The 19,329-nt window shown below is 51.8% G+C and carries 11 protein-coding genes and 1 pseudogene; 4 read left to right on the top strand and 8 right to left on the bottom strand.

The features are described 5' to 3' along the window. Positions 1-38: 38 nt before the first annotated feature. From P2G53_RS02960 to P2G53_RS02940, 5 genes and pseudogenes are all read right to left on the bottom strand, one after another. Positions 39-206 (bottom strand): YqaE/Pmp3 family membrane protein, encoded by a 168-nt coding sequence (locus P2G53_RS02960; protein WP_275813473.1) that lies wholly within the window; start codon positions 204-206, stop codon positions 39-41. 88 nt (positions 207-294) lie between these two features. Beyond that, complete coding sequence (locus P2G53_RS02955) at positions 295-1,248, bottom strand: methylenetetrahydrofolate reductase (RefSeq protein WP_275813470.1); 954 nt, start codon at positions 1,246-1,248, stop codon at positions 295-297. Between the two features lie 278 nt (positions 1,249-1,526). Further along, positions 1,527-1,874, bottom strand: coding sequence for a nitrite reductase small subunit NirD (gene nirD / locus P2G53_RS02950; protein WP_275813467.1), 348 nt, complete (start codon positions 1,872-1,874; stop codon positions 1,527-1,529). Positions 1,875-1,891: 17 nt separating this feature from the next. Next, a complete protein-coding gene (nirB, locus tag P2G53_RS02945; RefSeq protein ID WP_275814091.1) occupies positions 1,892-4,390 on the bottom strand; it encodes a nitrite reductase large subunit NirB in 2,499 nt (832 codons plus the stop codon). A gap of 102 nt (positions 4,391-4,492) precedes the next feature. After that, positions 4,493-5,623, bottom strand: a pseudogene (locus tag P2G53_RS02940) (FAD-dependent oxidoreductase); the annotation flags it as partial. A 461-nt stretch (positions 5,624-6,084) separates the two neighbouring features. Here P2G53_RS02940 and P2G53_RS02935 point away from each other — a divergent pair. The 4 genes from P2G53_RS02935 to P2G53_RS02920 are packed head-to-tail and all read left to right on the top strand — an operon-like array spanning position 6,085 to position 14,959. Further along, positions 6,085-9,222: a chemotaxis protein CheB gene (locus tag P2G53_RS02935; RefSeq protein ID WP_275813464.1), complete on the top strand. Its 3,138-nt coding sequence runs from the start codon at positions 6,085-6,087 to the stop codon at positions 9,220-9,222. Between the two features lies 1 nt (position 9,223). Next, complete coding sequence (locus P2G53_RS02930; RefSeq protein WP_275813461.1) at positions 9,224-11,329, top strand: diguanylate cyclase; 2,106 nt, start codon at positions 9,224-9,226, stop codon at positions 11,327-11,329. Between the two features lie 26 nt (positions 11,330-11,355). Continuing rightward, positions 11,356-11,814: a response regulator gene (locus P2G53_RS02925; protein ID WP_275813458.1), complete on the top strand. Its 459-nt coding sequence runs from the start codon at positions 11,356-11,358 to the stop codon at positions 11,812-11,814. Positions 11,815-11,839: 25 nt separating this feature from the next. Further along, the gene (locus P2G53_RS02920) at positions 11,840-14,959 is read left to right on the top strand and encodes a response regulator (RefSeq protein ID WP_275813456.1); all 3,120 of its coding nucleotides are present in this window, start codon (positions 11,840-11,842) and stop codon (positions 14,957-14,959) included. Here P2G53_RS02920 and P2G53_RS02915 read toward each other — a convergent pair. The 3 genes from P2G53_RS02915 to P2G53_RS02905 form a co-directional block, all read right to left on the bottom strand. Next, positions 14,954-16,669 (bottom strand): bifunctional protein-serine/threonine kinase/phosphatase, encoded by a 1,716-nt coding sequence (locus P2G53_RS02915; RefSeq protein WP_275813453.1) that lies wholly within the window; start codon positions 16,667-16,669, stop codon positions 14,954-14,956. The genes P2G53_RS02920 and P2G53_RS02915 overlap by 6 nt on opposite strands. Positions 16,670-16,738: 69 nt before the next feature. Then, positions 16,739-18,208 carry a NarK family nitrate/nitrite MFS transporter gene (locus P2G53_RS02910; RefSeq protein WP_275813450.1) on the bottom strand — a complete coding sequence of 490 codons (1,470 nt, stop codon included), beginning with the start codon at positions 18,206-18,208 and terminating at the stop codon, positions 16,739-16,741. Between the two features lie 217 nt (positions 18,209-18,425). Next, a complete protein-coding gene (locus P2G53_RS02905; RefSeq protein ID WP_275813447.1) occupies positions 18,426-19,328 on the bottom strand; it encodes an ABC transporter ATP-binding protein in 903 nt (300 codons plus the stop codon). Position 19,329 lies beyond the last annotated feature (1 nt).

Raw genomic sequence — 19,329 nt, 5'->3', positions numbered from 1 at the left:
GTTGACGGGCAGGGCTCTGCCCGTCACGGCTGGGGGGCTTAACCTTTTTGTTTGGTAACAACCAGCCAGACAGCATGGGCGATGCCAGGCAGCCAGCCAAGGAAGGTCAGGATAATATTCAGCACCAGATGTTTGGTGGTGCCGACCTGCAGGAATGCGCCCAGCGGGGGCAGAAGAATGGCACAGATCAGATTGACGATGTTCATAACCGACTCCATTGGTTAAAGACTATGCAATCAATCTATCCGAGCTGTGCCAAAAAAACTACTGTTTTTTGTGCGTCGCACAATCCGATCAGAGCTGGGCTTCGGCCAGACGCAGATCCACGATGGATTTCAGCAGCTTGAACAACTGAACTGAGGCTTCAATCTCTTCTTTCCGATTGGTCAGGCTTTCAATGTTCAGGCCCAGCGGAATGCCCAGCGGCAGAATCGCTTCCAGAATCTGCTCCAGATTGCTGCGGCAGATACGGATTGATTCCTGCAGAGGGTTCTCTGCATCCATAATACGTATATGGGTGGCCTGCGGCACGGAAATGCCCAGCCACTCCATAAAGGAGAGGGTTTTAGCGCTGCCACAGGGGGTGAAGGTCAGAATGACACGCTTGGGTGTCAGGCCCTGTTCACGGCACTGACGGGCATAGCTGGCCAGCATATCAATGGTCGCCTGCGGGTTATACACCGCCTGAGAGATAAAGAACTCGCAGCCCTGTTTAGCTTTGCTGATCAGGCGCTGATGTTCGTTGCCTTTTTTCGCGTGGCGTTCCGCGATGGTGACACCCCCCAGTTGATAGGGATGTGTCTGTTCGCTCAGGGTTTCGTAGGCATCATTCAGGCTGAGTTTGATCTCACCCTCAGAAGAGGGGCTGCCTACCAGAACGATATCGCGCACACCGTATGCTTCCCAGGCTTCATTCAGCCATTCAGTGAAGGCGGCACGGTCGCGCTGAGAGACACTTTTGTAGGTGATGACAGGACGACCTGATTTTTCACGCATCAGACGGGAATACACCCGTGGATCAAGGGTGTGCATAAAGGGAAACGGACGTGGCGTATCAATCCGGCTGCTTTCGTCCTGAATGTCGTACACAATCAGGCCGTCATATTCCAGAGACTGCAGACGTGCGAGCAGCTTGTCAGCTATCTCGGTCATCTTTTCCTCAGTGGTGTCCAGCTTGGGTGGTGTGGTGCCAAACAGGTAAACGCCACGCTGAGGGTCGGCAAATTTGTCTCTGAGTTCCGTATTCATTATCCGTACTTATCTATGTGCGTTGAAAACCCCGCCATTCTACCAGTAATCGATGGGCAGTTACTGTATGAGGCTGATGAAACTTTTTGAAAATAAAGTGAATAATATTAATGTGATAAATCTGATTGCCGCACAGATAAAAAAACCGCTACCCGAAGGTAGCGGTCAAAAAAGCCCAGCAATGTCAGAAAGTGGGCAAGAGACCCAAAGATAGGGGTATGACTATCTTTGAGGCAGGAAGCTCATCCCTGAGCGGGTAGTATCATGAAGTGATCGCCTCAGGCGACCACAATCTCGACATCGTCACCCTTCAGACGTACCGGCCAGACCGGTACCTGTTTCTCGGCATCCTCCTGACAGATGCCTGAGGTCAGGGAAAAATGTTGTTTGTACAGCGGAGACGCCACTACCAGTTCCCCTTTCAGGTCGCCGACAATGCCGCGGGCCAGTACGTTGGCGCCGCTGAACGGGTCGTTATTACCAATGGCGAACACTTCGTTGCCATTGCCCGGCAGATAAAACAGGGCAACCTGCTGGCCTTCATGCCAGGCAGCCACACCGGAAAACGGGATCAGGTCGGCCTTGTTGCAGAGTTTTTTCCAAACAGTATTCGGGTTTGCAGTCATTGTTTCTTTCCTCACTCTCAGGCCGGACGGATCTGGTCACGTTCAATGATGTTGATGATCTGTGGATCTGCGCGTTCTTCATCGTTCACAAAGGTACGGAAACGTTTCAGTTTTTCCGGATCTTCAATCGCAGTCTTCCACTCGCACTGATAAGTGCCCACAACATGGTCCATCTGGCTTTCAAGTTCAGCAGCAATGCCCAGTTTGTCTTCGATCACAACTTCACGCAGGTAGTCGAGGCCACCTTCGAGATTGTCCATCCAGACAGAGGTACGCTGCAGTCGATCAGCGGTTTTGATGTAGAACATCAGTACGCGATCGATGTATTTGATCAGGGTTTCATCATCCAGATCGGTGGCGAACAGATCCGCATGACGTGGTTTCATACCGCCGTTACCGCACACGTAGAGGTTCCAGCCTTTTTCGGTGGCAATGACACCGATATCCTTGCTCTGAGCTTCAGCACACTCACGGGTACAGCCGGAAACAGCAAACTTCAGCTTGTGTGGTGAACGCAGGCCTTTGTAGCGCTCTTCGATACCGATCGCCATGCCAACACTGTCCTGAACGCCGTAACGGCACCAGGTGCTGCCGACACAGGATTTAACGGTACGTACGGATTTACCGTAGGCGTGACCGGTTTCGAAGCCTGCATCGACCAGTTCTTTCCAGATCAGCGGCAGTTCGTGCAGCTGGGCACCAAACAGGTCGATACGCTGACCGCCGGTGATCTTGGTGTACAGATTGTATTTCTTGGCCACTTCACCCAGCACGATCAGTTTGTCCGGGGTGATTTCACCGCCGGCAACACGGGGCACGATGGAGTAGGTACCGTTTTTCTGCATGTTGGCCATGAAGGTATCGTTGGTATCCTGCAGGGCAACCAGCGGCTCTTCCATAATGTGATCGTTCCAGCAGGAGGCCAGAATGGACGCAGTAGCAGGTTTACAGATATCACAACCCAGACCTTTACCGTGTTTATGGATCAGGTCGTGGAAGCTGCGGATGCCTTCAACACGCACGATGTGATACAGCTCTTCACGGGTGTAGGGGAAGTGTTCACAGATATCCTTGCAGACCTCAACACCACGTTTTTCCAGTTCGTGATCCACCAGGTTTTTCAGCATGGCAGCACAACCGCCACAACCGGTGGTGGCTTTGGTTTCTGCTTTAACGTCAGCAACCGAGCTGGCGCCGTTGTCGATGGAGCAGCAGATCTGACCTTTGGTCACGTTCAGACATGAGCAGATGGTAGCGGTATCCGGCAGCGCATCCGGGCCCAGAGTTGGTGCTGCAGCGCCATCCATGGATGGCAGAATCAGTGCCTGCGGTTTTGCCGGCAGGTCGATACCGTTCAGGGCGTACTGCAGCAGGGTGTCATATTTGCTGTTATCACCCACCAGTACGGCGCCCAGCAGCTTTTTGCGGTCTTCAGAGACGATGATGCGGTAGTAGGTCTGCTCGTCTTCGTCCAGGTAACGGTAGCTGATGCTGCCTGGCGTACGGCCATGGGCATCACCAATGGAACCTACATCCACACCTAGCAGTTTCAGCTTGGTGCTCATGTCGGCACCGGTAAACAGGTTATCGCTGTCGCCATTGATGGCTGATACAGCCACTTTAGCCATGGTGTAGCCGGGCGCTACCAGACCAAAGATCTGGTTGTTCCACAGGGCACACTCACCAATGGCGTAAATGTTTGCATCGGAGGTCAGGCACTGGTCGTTGACCATGATGCCGCCACGTTCGCCGATGGTCAGTTCAGAACTGCGTGCCAGCGTGTCCTGCGGACGGATACCGGCAGAGAACAGGATCAGGTCGGTTTCCAGGAAAGAACCATCGCTGAAGTTCATGCGGTAACGGCATTCTTCGCCGGCGACGATTTCAGTGGTGGCCTTGTTGCAGTGAACGTCTACATCCAGCGCTTCGATTTTCTGTTTCAGCAGTTCGCCGCCGTCTTCATCCAGCTGTACCGGCATCAGACGAGGTGCAAACTCAACGACATGGGCTTTCAGGCCCAGGGATTTCAATGCGTTGGCTGCTTCAAGGCCCAGCAGGCCGCCGCCAACAACCACACCCACTTTGGACGCTTCAGCAGATGCTCTGATTTTGTCCAAATCTTCCAGGGTGCGATAGACAAAGCAGGCCTCACCATCATTACCCGGTATTGGGGGGACAAACGGGTAAGAACCTGTTGCAAGAACGAGTGTGTCGTAAGGGTAGGTGCCTTGCTCGGTGAAGACCTGCTTTGCATCGCGATCGATCTGTGTAGCACCTTCATTCAGGTGAAGGTGAACACCGTGTTCTTCATAAAAATTGCCTTCAACCAGACAGAGGTCTTCGTAGGTGGAACCACCGAAGTACTCAGACAGGTGCACGCGGTCATACGCAGCGCGGTCTTCCTCTGCCAGGATATGAATTTCGTAGTTGGCGGCGACACCACTGGAAACGAAGTTTTCCACAAAGTGGTGGCCAACCATGCCATTACCGATAACAACTAATTGACGTTTGCTCATGTTTATACCCAGATTTTCTGCCTGAGTTTCCGGTGTACAGAATGGGCTACCAAAGAGTAGCTGGGCTCTGTCGGCACTCAGGTCGTTGTTTTGTTTCAGCTGGTCGAAGTACCACTGTCCTTCCCGAACATCGCCGTAGAGTACGGCACCGACCAGTCGGTTATTGCGCAGCCAGAGTCTGCGATATTCGTTGTGTTGCAGATCCCGGTAGACCAGTGTTTCTGTGTCTTCGGTATCTGTCAGTGATCCGCAGGAGAAGAGCTCTACACCGCTCACCTTGAGCTGAGTAGCCACTGCCTCTTCACGGTAATGGACGTCGTTGCCCGCGAAGTTTTGAGTCAACACATCGGCCTGTTGCCAGATCGGTGCGACCAAACCGTAGATATGCTCCAGGTATTGACAACATTCACCCAGAGCAAAGATGTCAGCATCGCTGGTCTGCATCTTCGCATCGACCATAATGCCCCGCTGACATTCCAGACCGGCGTCCCTGGCCAGTGCTGTATTCGGAGTAATGCCGATGGCGGTCACCACCAGATCGGCAGGAATAATTTCACCATCGGAGAGACGGACAGAATCAACCGCCGCTTCACCCTGAATCTCTTCAGTGATGGCATCCAGGCGGAAACTCATGCCGCGCTCTTCAAGTGCCGCTTGCAACAGACTGGCTGCGGTTTCGTCCAGCTGGTTGTTCAGCAGCCAGGATGCACGCTGCAGTACAGTGACCTGCATGCCCAGGCGGCGCAGACCTTCCGCTGCTTCCAGACCCAGAAAACCACCACCGATGACCACGGCGTTTTTTCTGGTAGCAGCAATTGCCTGCATTTTGTCCACATCCTGCAGGGTGCGGAAATTAATAACATTCTCTTTATCCAGGCCCTTGATAGGGACCTGAAAGGGTTTAGAACCTGTGGCGATAATCAACTGGTCATAAGGAATGTGCAGACCTTTTTCACTGATCACCTGCTTGTGGGCACGATCGATACGTACAATCGGATCACCGCAGTGCAGTGCAATACCGTGGTCGGCATACCAGGACGCGGGTAGCGTCATTACCTGATCCAGGGTTTTTTCGCCCCCGAGCAAAGGTGAGAGCAGTACCCGGTTGTAGCTGCCACCTGGTTCTTCACCAAAAACGGTCACGTCGAACAGACCCGGGCTGCGCTCTACCAAGAGCTGCAGCAGTCGGCCAGTCGCCATGCCGTTTCCAATAATGACCAGATGTTTTCTCATGTAATGTCAGATCCCGAAAATAAAAAAAGGCGTTCTTCCCTCAGCAGTGACCTGCTGGAGTAGAACGCCTTTGTTCTCAATACTGTCTTAGGGTAAAGCGGCTTCCGACATTGGAAGTAAATATACTGGTTTTGTTAAAGCACGCAGCGTGCCACTTATAATTTATTCTTATAAACCAACAATATAAGTATTTTTAAGAGGGTTTGAATGCTGTTTTTGGGGGTGGTGTAAGCCAGTTTATGATGCAGGCGCACAATAAATGCTCTTTTTTGGTGCGGATCGTCTTATGATGGCGTCCGGAGGGCGCTTGCAGTCTCAGGACTGCTTATATATAAGAAAGCCATAGCATATACTTTCGATCATAGTTTTTCTGGAGTCTGGGCATAAACTGCGGCTTCAGCTTTTTTATGCAGGCGATATTCGGATTGCCTCCAACAGGGTTGTTAAAAAGAGACAGTTCAATGGCAGATAATCAAAAAGGCAGTTCAAACACTGAGACTGTGGAAGCAAACTCTTCAGCAGTGCATCAGGTGGAACTTGATGTGCCTCTTGATTCGCAGGAAGTTGCTCAGGCTCTCGATACGGAGTCTGATCTCAAACTCAGTTCTGTCACCCCGGAAGGAGATAAGGCCCTGATTGTTGTGGGTGTGGGTGCCAGTGCCGGGGGACTGGAAGCGCTGCAGGCGATGGTCTCAAACCTGCCAAACGAACTCAAAATGAGTTTTGTAGTGGCGCAGCACCTCTCGCCTTCTTACAAAAGTATGATGGTTGACCTGTTGGAGAAAGATTCCACGCTCCCCATCTGTGCTGCGCAGGACGGTGATGTGTTGCGTGCCGGGCAGATCTATATTTGTCCACCCAACCACAATATAGAGCTTTATCCCGGTGATATGATCAAACTCACCAGCTATCCGGATGTGCGGCATACGCCACGCCCTTCGGTTGATATGCTGTTTGAATCGATTGCCCTGGCGAAAGGCGAAAATGCCATTGGCATTATCCTGTCAGGTACCGGCAGTGATGGTGCCCGGGGTATTAGGGCGATCAAGGGTGAAAACGGCCTGGGTATTGTCCAGGAACCCTCCAGCGCTAAATACGATGGTATGCCGAATGCGGCGATCAACTCAGGTAACGTTGATCTGATTGTGACAGCCAGTCAGATTGGTGAAGAGTTGATGAACTTCATGCTGTTCCCCCGTGCTAAAGCGGTGGACAGTGAACAGGCGATGCCGCGTGATATCTACAACAACATTATCCGATTACTGAAAAAACACTGTAATGTGGATTTTGGCCTCTATAAAGAAAACACCATCCTGCGGCGTATTGAGCGTCGTATGACGACCCTGAAGATTCGCAAGCCGGAAGAGTACCTTAAATACCTGAGTACTAACCTCGATGAAGTCACCTTTCTGTTTCAGGACATGCTGATCGGGGTAACCTCGTTTTTCCGTGATGGTCGTGCGTTTGAACAACTCAACAATGAACTGACCCATTATCTGCACAATAAACCGGACAAAAACCTGCGGGTCTGGTCGGTGGGGTGTTCCACCGGCGAGGAAGCCTACTCAGTCGCCATGATGATCAGTGAGATTTTGGGTGACAAGATATCGGAATACAAAATTCAGATTTTTGCCACCGATATCGACAAACAGGCCATAGATTACGCTCGAAATGGCGTGTATCCGGAAACGGCGATTCAGAACCTGCCGAAGTACATGAAGCAGAAATACCTGCTGGTGAAGGGCGATCAGTTTGAGGTGATCAAACCGATTAAGGCGATGGTGATCTTCTCGATTCATGACGTAAACCGTGATCCACCGTTCCTGCGTCTGGATCTTATCTGCTGCCGTAACCTGATGATCTATTTCACCGTGGAGCTGCAGCGCCAGTTGATGCCGACCTTCCATTATGCCCTGAATCCCAAGGGGCTGATGATGCTGGGCCAGTCAGAGTCCATTGGGGTGTTTCAGGAGCATTTCCGGCCACTGGTTAAATCCGGCAAGATCTATGAAAGTGTGTATATCGGTAAAAAGCTGCCGCCTGAGCGGACGTTACGCCGTCGCCCACCGGTGGATGACTACATCGATATCACCGAGCATCCTTCGACCCGCAGTAAAACAGGTACCAAGAAACTCGATGAACAGTTTGTTGAGCTGATTGTTGAGAAACTGCGTAACGTCCTGCTGCCGAACGCCATTCTGATTAATGAAAATCAGGACATCATTTTCACTGAGGGTAAAAACCCGCTGTTGGTGCGTCCGGAAGGTCTGCCCACCAACAATATCTACCGCAACATTCATCCGCAGTTGAGTGTGGATCTTCGTTCGGCGCTGCATGCCATTGAAAGCGGCAAGGAGATGTCAGATACCGGTTTCCAGAGTCTTGAAATTGACGGTAAGGAAGCCTGGGTAAAACTGATTCTGGTGCGGATTGTTAAAGAGAATCCGCTGGGTAACCTGACCCTGATTTTTACTCAGGTAGAAAACCCGATGAACATCCCGATGGTAAATCAGGATGGGGATCTGAATAACGAAGCGGTGATGCTGGAACAGCAGCGCCTGCTCAATAAAACCAAAGAGCAGTTGCAGGATGTGATCGAAGAGTTGGAAACCTCCAACGAAGAGATGCAGTCCATGAACGAGGAGCTGCAAAGCTCCAATGAAGAGTTACAAAGCTCAAATGAAGAGCTGGAGACCACCAATGAGGAGCTGCAGTCAACCAACGAAGAGTTGCAGACTGCTTACTCAGAGCTGCGTGTTGCGTACGAGGATAAAGAGCAGCAGCAAGCAGAATTGCTCAAGCTGAGGAACGAACTTGAACAGTCCAATAGCCTGCTGGAAGAGGCAGAGCGTATCGGTCGCACCGGTTCCTGGCTGTGGGAGGTCAATAATCGCAAACTGACCTGGAGTAAAGGCTGCTATCGCATCTTTGGTCTGGATGAAAAGTTTTTCCATCCTTCGTTTGAGGCCTTTATCGGTCTTGCCCATGCTGAAGATCGCAATCGGCTGGAACAACATCTCAAAGGTTTGTTGCTGAACCAGGTAAAACAGCCTTTCGTGTTTAAGTCCCCGGTGGGTGAGAGCGGTCTTAAAGTGATCTCGCTGGAAGCATTGGTGTCATTCAATGACCTGAAACAGGCGGTAAAAGTGATGGGCAGCATGACTGACATCACCGAAAAGGTTTATTACGAGCGTAATGACAGTGCGCACAAAGACAAGATCAATTTTATTCTGAACAGCAGTCTTAATGCGGCCTTTATTTATGATCTCAGCGATCATCAGCTGGAGTATGTGAATCCCCGATTCACACAATTGCTCGGTTTTGACCTTGAGGATATCGCTGAAATCAATCGGGGCGACTTCTTCAACCTGTGTCACAGCGAAGAACGTAAGCAGATGGCGCAGCTGTTTCATAAGCTGGAAACGTCTGCCCGCGCGGGGGAAACCTATCCTCTGACCTATCGTTTACAAATGAAAGGTTCGCAGGAGTATCTGAAGATACACGCCAACCATACCATCTACGAAATTGACCCAATCACCGGCCAGGCTCAGCAGATTCTGGTCACCTTCTTTGCGGCTGAGCGCAACGAGGCGACCTGAGATGGCGTCTGGCTCAAAAGCGTTGGATGAGACAGAGCGCGACACTGCTGACAGCGGTGACTGGCTGACTGATATCATCTGGCCACTTGAGTCGGATGCACTGCTCGACAGTCTGAAGTTTTCACCGCTGCCGCTGGTGGTGACCGATGAAAAACTGATGGTCTGTTATGCCAACAGTGCGGCCACGCCTTTGCTGGTGATGATGCGTGGTGACCGCCCCTCGGCCAGTCTGAGTCTGGCCAAAGCGATTGCCAGTCCCTTTGGCAACTTTATCCGCTGGTTACAGGGTGAAACCACCAGTGGTTTGGAGGTGCGGCTTTTCATCTCCAGCCCCAGTGATTATGTCGCCCATAAACGGGTTTTTGAACGGGGTGACAGAACCTATTACGCCATCAGTTTTTGTCCACGCGACAATCTGTTCTTCCTGAGTCAGGAACTCAATATCTACCAGGCGGTTTTCCAGTATGCCCGTCAGGCGATTGTGATCACCGATGATAGCGGCCGGGTCATCACGGTTAATCCTGCGTTCTGTGAATTGTCTGGCTATGCCAGTCGTGAGGTGGTCTGGCGTTCGGTGCAGGCTCTGTTTGAAGAGGGTGACAGCTTCGTCAGCAGCATTGAAGATACACTGGAGGACGCCCCCTTCTGGGAGGGGCGGGCTGAACTGCTGGATGCGTCCGGCGCTCTGATCAATACCCAGCTTAAAGTGGTGGATACCCGTGCTGGCTACCTGACTGAGCATGAAGTTATTCGGGTCTACATTCTGGAAAATATTGAAGACCAATTGGAGCGAGAGCGGGCACTTCAGCGCTCGGCGGAAACCGACAGTCTCACCGGCCTGTTTAACCGGGCTGGTTTCAACCGTGTTTTCAGCGATTGTTTCCAGGCCGCGCAGCGGACAGGCGAGGAGCTTACGCTGCTATTCATTGATCTGGATAACTTTAAACAGCTTAATGATAACCATGGTCACGCTAAGGGCGATGAGTTGCTGCTACATATCGGTAAACGCCTGCGACACAATCTGAAACAGGGTGACTTTCTGGCACGGATTGGAGGCGATGAGTTTGTCGTGTTGCTTAAGGGCAGTCTGCCGGTTTCGGCCCGGTCGACAGTCGCGAATAAACTGATCCAGACTTTGTGCGCTCCCTACAGTCTGAATGACCTGACCTATACTAGCTCTGTGAGCATTGGTGTTGCCAGCTATCCCGATGACGCAATCAGTGCTGAAGCACTTATCAAAGCCGCTGACGAGGCGATGTATCAGGCCAAATATGCCGGGCGTAACCGGTTCTGGGTCTACAGCAACGGATTGGCGACAACGGACAATCGTTTATCGGCCACTCCCTGCGTATCAGGCTCATCTGAGATCGCCACGGTTTCGGCGTTGCTGTTTGATCCGTTAACGATCTCTGGTTCAGCTGAGATAGGCGCTGCCTGGGTTTCAGTCCGGCTGGATCAGATAGAAAACGGTAAACGCTATCCGTTGCCAAGCATGTTACCCGACCGCCGTCAGGCTGAGACACTCGAGCAGACGATCACAACGCTGAGTCTGACCTATGATTTTATCAATGGGCTGGATCAAACCCAGCCAAGAGTACCGCTGATAGTCCCGGTCAGCGCTGAAAACCTGATCGCCCCTGAATTGATTTACTTGCTAAAGCGTCGTCAGGAGGCATACCCTGAAGTGGCGCCATTGATCTATCTGGCCCTTTCAGCTGAGGAAATTGGACAGATTGATCACCAGTTGCTTGAGCAACTGCGTTATCTGAAGGGTCTGGGGTATGGCCTTGCTCTGACCAAGCTGGGTCGCGACCTGCAGGCGCTGGATCTACTTCGGCGGGTGTCGGTGGATCTGGTCAGTTTTGATGCCGGTATTTTACCCGGTACACTGGAGTCAGAAACGTTGTCGGCTTATTGGTTCAGAGCGATACTGGCGATGTTGAAAGAACTTCAGGTCCCCGTGTTGTTGCCTGCTGCCCTCCAGGCGGAGGCGACAACGGTTGGAAATAGATGTTGGGCTTATCCCGATTCGCAGAAGCTGTTAGAGCAGTCAGTGTTCAGGGCACGGTTAACAAAACAGGCAGCGTCAAACAACGCTGCTGAATAACACATGCATCCTAGAGATAAACTGTAATGAAACCAAAAGTACTGCTGGTTGATGATGAACTGTCGAGCCTGGCTTTGCTGACCTCGGTGTTGGCTGAAGGGGTCGCTGTGCTCACTGCAGCCACGGGTGGTGAAGGGGTTAAATCAGCTAAGCATGACCAACCAGACCTGATCCTGCTGGATGCCGACCTGCCGGACTTTTCCGGTTTTGAAGTGTGCCGGCGTTTGAAAGCAGATCCAGATACAGCTTCAATCCCGGTGATTTTCCTGACGGGGTATGATGATCTGTTATTTGAGATTCAGGCGTTTGAAGCAGGCGCCGTTGACTATGTGGTGAAAAATGTCAGCCCAATCCGGATTCTGATGCGGGTCAGGGCGCATATTAAGAATGGTCAGTCTCTGAAATTTGGTGAGATTGCGCCATTGGTGAAATCTTACGTAGAAAAGGTTGTTAACGCTAAACAAAACCCGACTGAAGGCGCCTGACGGGCGCTCCTGAGGGATTTTACGAATGATAATGGATGCTCTTCGTCGCGCCCCAGGTCTGGTTTTAGGGGTTATTCTGTTCACGGTATCGCTGGTGACGGTATGGATGCTGTACCGGTCCGAGCTGCAACTGGCGCACGAACAACTCGAAAGTACGCTTCAGCTCGAAGCGGAACGTGACTATATGGCGGTCAGTGAGCGACTGCTGCGCTACTCAAAAAGCGCTGTCAGTCTGACACTGAGTACCTTGCAGAATAATGCAATCATCTCGGATGAAACGATTGATGTGGCTCGGGCAGAGCCTGTTTTCAGATCGTCTTTTGCTGATTTTCCCGATCTTGCCCAGGTGCGTTGGCTCAATAAAAATGGTCAGGAGATACTGCGGCTGGACCGTGTTTTCGTCGGCGAAGAACCGCAGGTAGTGGTCTCACAGTTGCTGCAGGACAAGTCCAGTCGATATTACTTTAAAGAAGCCATCGGCCTTGAGCCTGGCCAGATATACGCCTCAAATCTGGATCTGAATATTGAATTCGGCAAGGTCGTGAAACCGCTGGAACCGACATTGCGGCTGGCAATACCGACCCGTAATCTCAATGAAGAGGTCACCGGTTTACTGGTGCTTAATTTTAATCTGAGTGACCTTCTGCAAAGCCTGGCTGAGAGCAAAGATAGTCGCCTGATACTCGAAATTGTTGATGAAAGCGGGCACTGGAAACTCCACACATTAAAACCGGGGCTGAACTGGAGTGATCAGCTTGAAAGCCCCGGTCATTCAATCGCAACGGAAGCCCCTCATCTGTTCGCTCAGCTCAGAGCCTATCAGAGAGAGGGTGATAATTACCTGCAACAGCCGTTCTTGAGAGTTCAGGAGTTGCCCCTCAACTCGCTGTTTTCCACCCAGCATCAGCTGTTTCTTCTCTCTTCGGTCGATCCGGCTGCACTGAAGTCGCTTGAGACGGATCTCTTCTACCGTGCCTTCTGGGTGCTGGGTGTGATGTTATTTATCTCCGGTGTTTTTGTGGTGTGGCTGCAGCGCAGCGAAAACCAGCGTTCGGAACTGTTAAAGAGACTCGAGGAGCAGTTACGCCACACCGAGTCTGCCAATGCCTACAAATCCCGTTTTCTGGCGAACCTGAGCCACGAGATCCGAACGCCAATTACCTCTATGCTGGGCATGCTGGAGTTGTTGCAGATCAGCTCGCTGAAGCCGGAGCAGCAGCAGCGACTGGACTATATTGCGGCCTCAGCGGAAGACTTACGCGAGGTTGTCAATGAGTTGATGGACTTCAACAGCATTGAGACGGGCCGGATCACGCTGCATCCACGTTATCTGAACTTGACCGAGAGCCTTGAAAAATCGGTTGAACTCTATTCAGCCTCGGCCGAGACGAAAAATCTCGAGTTGCTGCTGGAGCATGATACTGAACTGGTCAATCTGGATGTCTATACGGATGGCTTCCGGCTCGCTCAGGTACTGAATAACCTGCTCAGCAATGCGATCAAATACACACCAGCGGGTTCGGTAAGGCTTAAGGTAAGAATTCTCTCCCGCAATGACACTGAAGTGCGCCTGTTGTTTGAAGTGATCGATACCGGCGTGGGCCTTGATCAATCGTCCCTGGCACAGCTGACGCTGCCATTTGGTCAGGCTGATATGAGTCTGACGCAGCCGATGAGCGGAACCGGATTTGGACTGGCCATTGTTAACTATCTGCTGGCACTTTTTGGCTCACATCTGGAGGCGGAGAGTGTTCCGAAAAAGGGCAGCAGTTTCAGTTTTTCCCTGCAGTTGCCGTATAAGCAGACGCTTCGACTGGCGCCTTTGCAGGATGGAAAACCCAGTATCCACCGGGTATTGATCGTGGATGATCAGCCGTTGGTGGCGAAGAATCTGAGTCATATGCTGGATAACTGGGGCATTGCTTCTCAGGTCGCATTTGATGCCATGGTGGCATTGGATATGTACCGCAAAGCCCAGAGCGAAGGACAGCCGTACGAACTTGTTCTCGTTGACTGGAAGTTGCCGGGTGGCCGCGGCGTTGATCTACTTGAACAGATCAAGTTGAGTAACGACCTGCTGGAGGAACCTGATAAAGCGGCGACATTGGTTATTCTGAGTACGCACTCGGCGCAGCCGGAAATTGAAGTCAACCTGCCCGGGCTGGCGGGCATTAGGGTGCTGAATAAACCGATCACTTTCACCGGGCTGCAACAGATGATGCAGGATCTGGGTTGGCTGGTGGTTGTGAGCGATAAAAAACGTGAAAGCCGTGAACAGATTCGCGAGAAATTAATCAGTCGACTGAATGAACAGTTAATTTACAGCAAACCCCCGCGGATCCTGCTGGTTGAGGACAATAAAACCAATCAGCTGGTGGTGAAGGAACTGATCAGTAGCTTTGGTCTGGGGTGTGATATAGCGGAAAATGGTGAGCAGGCTCTGCTGATGACCACCGGTATAAAATATGATCTGGTGCTGATGGATATTCAGATGCCGGTGATGGATGGGCTGACCGCGACCCGTGAGCTGAGACTGCGTTACTCACACCGTGAACTGCCGATTGTGGCGCTTTCAGCGGCAACGCTGGACGATGATGTGATTGCCGCAGAGGAGGCGGGGGTTAATGCCCATCTGGCTAAACCGCTGGATGTGCTGAAACTGTTAAATGTCATCCTGCAGTTCTGGCAACCTGAGTTGAAAGATCTGCCGCAGGATCACCAGGTCAATGTAGTGTCGAATAGTATTGACTCTGCCCCGGCACTCGATGAAGAGTCTGCCCGACAACTGCTGCAGTGTTCACCGGATTTTGCACTGGATAATACCGTTTACCAGTGGCTCGGTTTTGAAGCTTATCAGCGGGTGACAGAAGGGTTTTTGCAGGATGTTCTACCGCAACTTGATTACTGGCAGGTTGCCGGGGGGGATCAGCCCAGCGGGCGTAAACGTCATTTCATCCATCAGCTGAAAAGTGCGGCGGGCAATATTGGCGCCTTCAGGTTGCAGGCGTTGGCGACGCAGTGTGATGAACGTCTGTCCCGCGGTGAAGATGTGGATATCACTCATCTGATTGATCAGCTGGAGTCGATCTGTAAAATTCTCAAACCTCTGGTTGGGCAAGTACAGCGACCCAGTCAGCAGTCATAGGTTCAGCTGAATCAAATTCAGTATAAACAGTGCCAGCGCCAGCAGTTGCCATACCAGAACCGGTTTGCGCTCAATCAGTGGCTGGCGCATCACCTTGTCTGACAGACCCTGATTGGGTTTGGTCAAATCCTGTAAAAATTCTGAAAATGCGTCGTACCGAAACCGCGGATTAGGTTGTAAGGCTTTGCGCAGGCAGCCTTCGACCCAGAGTGGCAGGTTTTTGCGGTGCTGCAGGGCCGGCGTATAGTTCAGCTCACTGTAGCTGCTGATGCGTGCCTGATTGGTCGCCATTTCGCTGTAAGGCAGCTTGCCCGTCATCATCTCGTAGACAATCACCGCCAGGGAGAAAAGGTCTGAGCGGTAGCTGCCGGTTTCACCCAGCAGGTATTCAGGTGCTACGTAATTGACTGAGCCCTGTGGAATGGACTTGTCCAAAGGTGAGTTCATCTCTTCGACACCGGCAATTTTTACGGTGCCAAAGTCCAGAATTTTGACTCGGCCATCCTGATTGATCATGATGTTTTCGGGCTTCAGGTCCTGATGCACCATATCGGCTCGCTGAAATGCGCGCAGGCCATGAATGATCTGGCGGGTCAGGCTGCGCACTTCGTCCAGTGGCGGGTTTGGATTGTCGTCCATCCACTGCCGCAGGTTCATGCCCTGAATATGCTCGCCCAGATAATACATGAAACGTTTTTCACGTCTTGACGCATAGGTTTTCATGACATTGGGATTATCCAGATGCTGACCTACCCACTCCTCACGAATAAAACCATCCAGATAGAGCGGGTCCTCGGCAAAATTGCTTGAGGGGGCTTTGAGTACAAACTTTTCTGCACTGTGCAGGTCTTTGACCAGATACATATGGCTGCGGGTGCCGCTGAAAATGACCTCCAGCACCTCATAGTCGTCAATCTTGTTGCCCACGCTCAGTACCGGAGGGATCGGTAGTTGCAGCAGGCGGTTGTGGCTCTCATCCAGAGTTTCCAGTGGTAGCTGATCCACGACCACTACCAGCGCGGTCAGATTATCTTGACTACCGTTTTGCAATGCGGTGTCGATCAGCTCCTGAGCCGTTTTTTCTGGATCGTCTTTAGCACTGGCGAGGATCTGTTTGAGCTGTTTCTGGCTCAGGTATTCATGAATGCCATCGGTGCTGAGCAGCAGAATATCGTCCTGTTGCAACAGACGGGTAGCGTAATCTACCTCCAGATGCTGATCACCACCCATGGCACGGGTCAGAATGGTGCGTCCTGCCGACAGGCGGACATGATCGCGGGTCAACTGTTCCAGAGACCCATCCTGCAGCAGGTAGATGCGTGAGTCCCCCACATGGAACCAGTGCAGTGTGTTTGATTTGATGACAGTGGCAGAAAAGGTACAGAGCATGCTGTCCTGTTCGCGTGTGTGTTGCTGGTTATTTCGGTGCAGCCAGCTGTTCAACCCGGTGAGTACACGGCTGACGGAATTGCTGACACTCCAGCTGTGTGGCGTGCAGAAATAATCCTGCAGAAAACTGGTGACACTGGTCTGGCTGGCAATATGCGAGTCCTGACAGTTACTGACACCATCGGCGATGGCAGCCGCCGCGCCTTTGAACTCCAGATCGCTTCCTTTGGGAAGGTGGGCTGCAAATGCATCCTGATTAATCGGTTTGACGCCCGGGCTTGAACGCCCGCCAAAACGCACTTTCAGGGCTTGCTTGCTCATCTGAAACCTTACCAATCAGATCTGAAAAAATAGAACCCGGCAACCTGCTGGCTGCCGGGTAAGCAGGGATCAGGTTACCTTGATCAGCTCAACGGTACCATCTTCATTTACTTCTGCCATGTGGCCTTTAGGCTCTTCAAGGAACAGCAGGGTAACAAAGCCCAGTACGGCAGTACCGGCAATCACGGAGAAGAATACACTGTAATCCACCATAGACAGTACAGTCAGGTAGAACACCGCACCCACGTTACCGTAGGCACCGGTCATACCTGCGATCTGGCCGGTCAGACGGCGTTTGATCAGTGGCACAACAGCAAATACGGCGCCTTCACCGGCCTGTACGAAGAAAGAACATGCCATGGCAGCGACAACGGCCAGAATCAGCGGCCAGCTGCTGTCGATCAGGGACATCACCGCGTAACCCACAGCCAGACCTGCAGTCAGGATCAACAGGGTTTTCTTACGGCCAAAACGGTCACTGATATAACCACCACCCGGGCGGGACATCAGGTTCATGAACGCATAAGCAGAAGCCACAAGACCGGCATACACAGGGTCCAGGCTGAAGGTCTCAGCAAAGAACAGTGGCAGCATGGAAACCACCGCCAGTTCAGAACCAAAGGTCGCAAAATACAGCACGTTCAGCACAGCAACCTGTTTGAACTTGTACTGTTCAATTTCAGCAACCGGCTTTTTAAAGATCTCTTTGTTAACCTGATAGGCACCGTAGCAGTCGTAGACAAAGATAGCGGCCAACACAATATAAATAATGGTGGCAGCCAGATCGGACAGAATGGACACGCCTGCAGGTGAGAGTTTCCAGGTCAGCAGTGACAGCGCACCGTACATTGGCAGTTTCATGAACAGCATGAAGAAGAAATCGTTCTTGCTGGTCACTTCCATACCACCGATGCGTTTTGGTCTGAAGTAGGTGCTGCCCTTAGGTGTATCGCTGACGTTTTTGTACCAGATAAAGCTGAATACCAGGCTCATGGCACCGGTAATGCCGATGGCATAACGCCAGCCGTCTTCACCGCCAAACAGCAGGGCGATGGTTGGCAGCAGCATTGCGCCGGCAGCAGAACCAAAGTTACCCCAGCCGCCGTAGATGCCTTCTGCAGTACCCAGCTCGTTGGCAGGGAACCATTCAGACACCATGCGGATACCGATCACAAAACCGGCACCAATGAAGCCCAGCATGAAACGGGACACAGCAGCCTGAACGAAGTCGGTTGACAGGGCAAACATGAAACACGGGATACTGGCCAGGAACAACAGGGCCGCATAGGTAATACGAGGACCGTATTTGTCAGTCAGCATGCCGATGATGATACGCGCCGGAATGGTCAGCGCGACGTTCAGAATCAGCAGGGTTTTGACCTGTGGTTTGGTGAGGCCCAGAGATTCAGCAATCGCACCCAGCAGAGGAGCATGGTTGAACCAGACAAAAAAGGTGATGAAGAATGCGATCCAGCTCATGTGCAGGATTTTCATCTTCCCGCTGAATGAGAGCAGATTAAAGTTTCCGCTTGTGTTCATGTGTATGGCCTCAAATTTTTCTTGCAAATAAAAAGGCGCTCAATCCACAGGCTAGTTGCACTAGTGTGTGAATTGAACGCCTTTGCTCAAAAATGTATCAAAAAGACCTGTTATGCAACTTTTTAGTGCATCTTTGCACCGGGAGTTACATCAAACCAGGCTGGTCAGCATCCTGGCCAGTCCGGTGATTCGCCTTTGATACCGGGGCTGGCTGAGGTTATGCAGCTGCTTCAGCTGATTTTGTCTTTTCCTCTGAAGAAGAACTATGCAGTTCCTGTGCCAGCTTTTTTTCGGTCACCGCCGTTTCCTTCGCTTCTTCAGCATCTACCGGCTTGCGTTGCTTCTCATAGAGGAAGCTCAATACTTCATGTCGGTAGTGGTTGTACTGCGCGTCATCAGCCAGTTGGATACGGTTACGTGGACGTGGCAGGTCGATGGAGAGAATCTCTCCCACGGTGGCTGCCGGGCCATTGGTCATCATGACGATACGGTCGGAGAGCAGTACGGCTTCGTCGACATCGTGGGTAATCATGATCACAGTGTTGTTGAGCTCTTTTTGGATCTCCATGAGTGAGTCCTGCAGATGAGCGCGAGTGAGTGCGTCCAGTGCACCAAACGGCTCATCCATCAGCAGGACAGTAGGTTCCATCGCCAGAGCTCGGGCGATGCCAACCCGTTGTTTCATACCGCCGGAAATTTCATCCGGACGTTTGTGCATGGCATGTTCCATGTGGACCAGAGACAGATTGTGGATAATCCAGTCACGCATCTCGGCTTTAGTCTTGGATTTGCCAAACACCTGCTTAACCGCCAGCTCAACGTTTTCATAGGCGGTCAGCCAGGGCAGCAGTGAATGATTCTGGAACACAACGGCCCGTTCCGGACCCGGTGCGTTCACTTCTTTACCGTCCAGCAAGACACCGCCAGCGGTGGCCTGATACAGACCGGCAACAATGTTCAGTACCGTCGATTTACCGCAACCAGAGTGACCGATCAGGGAGACAAACTCACCTTTGTTGATGGTCAGGTTTACATCCTGCAGGGCTTTAAAAGGGCCATGAGGGGTTGGGAATTCAATCTCGACTTTAGTCAGTTCAAGATGATTTGGAGGTATGCTCATA

The organism is Neptuniibacter sp. CAU 1671 (assembly GCF_029222905.1).
Lineage (GTDB): Bacteria > Pseudomonadota > Gammaproteobacteria > Pseudomonadales > Balneatricaceae > Neptuniibacter.
This window is presented reverse-complemented; position numbering and strand designations above follow the sequence as displayed.